This is a genomic window from Streptomyces vastus (genome assembly GCF_039532825.1).
In the GTDB taxonomy this organism is placed as follows: Bacteria; Actinomycetota; Actinomycetes; order Streptomycetales; family Streptomycetaceae; genus Streptomyces; species Streptomyces vastus.
Genome location: NZ_BAAASJ010000068.1, coordinates 1 through 2,177 on the forward strand (window position 1 = coordinate 1; position 2,177 = coordinate 2,177).

Consider the following 2,177-nt stretch of genomic DNA (forward strand, 5'->3'; position numbering starts at 1 on the left):
CGGTAAGGTCGGCTCGGGGCGCGGTTCTGGCATTACTGCCAGCCCGTTTCCCCGAGCCGCCTTCCGAACCCGCCGTGCCTATTACTAGGCAACGGGCTCTCCACAAGCCCCATTACGAGCTTTGCGTGATCTTGCTAATCCACTGCGGCTTCCCACGGGGTCGGGATATTCATCCCTCGGTACCGGTAGCGGGTGGTGGACACCCGTCCGGGGTGGAAGAGCTCCCGATGTTCCGTGTTAATCCACCATCCTCCGTCACAGTAGATGTGTCGGAGATGCTTCCATGTGATCCCGCGGTGTTTCCTCTTGATCCATCCGATTACCTGCCACCACGTGTAGTGGCCCAGGTAGTCGAAGGTCGCGCTGGAAACGCCGGGGCGGAAGTATGCGCACCACCCTCTGAGTGCTGGATTGATCTGGCGCAGCAGAGAGTCGAGCGGCTGGCCGGTGTCCATTCTCCGGCACATCGTCTTCATCTTGGCCATTGCCGCCTTGAGCGACTTCTTGGCTGGATAGGTGTAGATGTAGTGCCGGGCGGTACCTCGTTTGCGATGACGCTGGATGCGCCACCCCAAGAAGTCGAGGCCACCGTCGATGTGGGTGATCAGCGTCTTCTCCTCCGACAAGCGGAGCCCCACCGGCTGGAGCACTCGCGCCACCTCGTCCCGCACGCTCACGGCGTGTTCGCGGTTGCCCGAAACCAACACGAGGAAGTCATCCGCGTACCGCACCAGGCGGTAGTTGGCCTCCCCTTGTCGTTTCCTGCGTCGCCGCACGGTATCGGTGGAGTGATGTCCTCCCGGGTGCTGGTCGAAGTGCTCGTCCAGCACCGAAAGGGCAACGTTCGCGAGCAGAGGCGACAGAATGCCACCCTGCGGGGTACCGGTGTGGGTCTCTCGCGAGATCCCCTCTTCGGAGAGGATGCCCGCTTTGAGGAACGCCTTGACCAGGCTGATGACACGCTTGTCCCCGAGTCGTCTCCGGACTCGCTCCAGGAGAGCCGAGTGGGAGATTTCGTCGAAGCATGCCTTGATATCGCCTTCCACCACCCACTCGTACTTCGACATGGCGAAGTGACGGGTTTCTGCGATGGCGTCATGCGCCCGCCGGTTCGGACGGAACCCGTAGGAGCACGGGAGAAAGTCCGCCTCGAAAATCGGCTCCAACACCAGTTTCAGGGAGGCTTGGACCAGCCGATCCCGGACGGTTGGGATGCCAAGGCGGCGGAGTTTCCCGTTCGCCTTGGGGATCATCGTTTCCCGAACCGGAAGGGGCTGAAAGGTCCGGTCACGCAATGCGCTCCCGACCTCATCGAGGAAGTCCTCGATACCTTGCACGACTTCGATGCGCGACACTGTGCGGCCGTCCACTCCTGCCGTGCGTGCTCCCTTGTTCCCCCGCACCCGATCCCACGCGACAAGCAAAAATGCGGGGTCGGACACCAGATTGAACAGATCATCGAACCTGCGATCAGGATCTTCGCGGGCCCAACGGTGCAGCTTGGTCTGCATTCCCCGTACCTTGCGTTCGGCCGAGTACACGGCTTCCTCAAGTTCGTCGGTATTCACCGACGGCCTCCGGGCATTGCAATCTCCTCGCCACTGACTTGCTGGCCCCCTTCGCCATGTACGCGCCTCTCGCGCGCTCGGACTACTACGGAGCCTCCGCCCCGCCTCTTGACCATCGGTCGGCAACGGACCTGTCCCGGCGTCGAGTTGGAGACCCGATCCCGGGACGGCCAAGCGCGGTTCCCACGTTCACTGCTCATCGATCGGTCGGGTAGGTGTCCAACTCTGCCCCGGCAGCATCGCCACGCTTACGCCGCAGTTCTTCGGCGTGGCCTCCTCGCCGGCCTTCTGGTTCCGGCTTCGGAGTCGACTCAGGCCCCATTGCTCCCTCGCCGCGCACTGCACACCAGCCCGTATCCACCAGATTTGAGCTGGCACAAATCTTACGAGACTTCAGCCACTGGTTCACTTGCGTTACACCTTCTGACCTCGCTTGCCGGACCCACGCTGTCTGGTAGTGCCAGCGTGTCCCAGCGTTGTCGGGGCTGCTTTCCGTCCTCCCCGGCGTTCCCCGGTTCAGACTGCCCCCAGCTTCTACCGAGTCGCTGCGACGACTCGGTGGTGACGGTCTCCCACCGCCACTCGATGAAACAGCGCCTCGTGGCGCAC

Annotated in this window: 1 protein-coding gene; it reads right to left on the minus strand. The window is 62.7% G+C overall.

Annotated features, from left to right (window positions below; all coding sequences use genetic code 11):
- Positions 1 to 134: 134 nt before the first annotated feature.
- The gene (gene ltrA / locus ABD357_RS26195; RefSeq protein WP_344393395.1) at positions 135 to 1,568 is read right to left on the minus strand and encodes a group II intron reverse transcriptase/maturase; all 1,434 of its coding nucleotides are present in this window, start codon (positions 1,566 to 1,568) and stop codon (positions 135 to 137) included.
- Positions 1,569 to 2,177 lie beyond the last annotated feature (609 nt).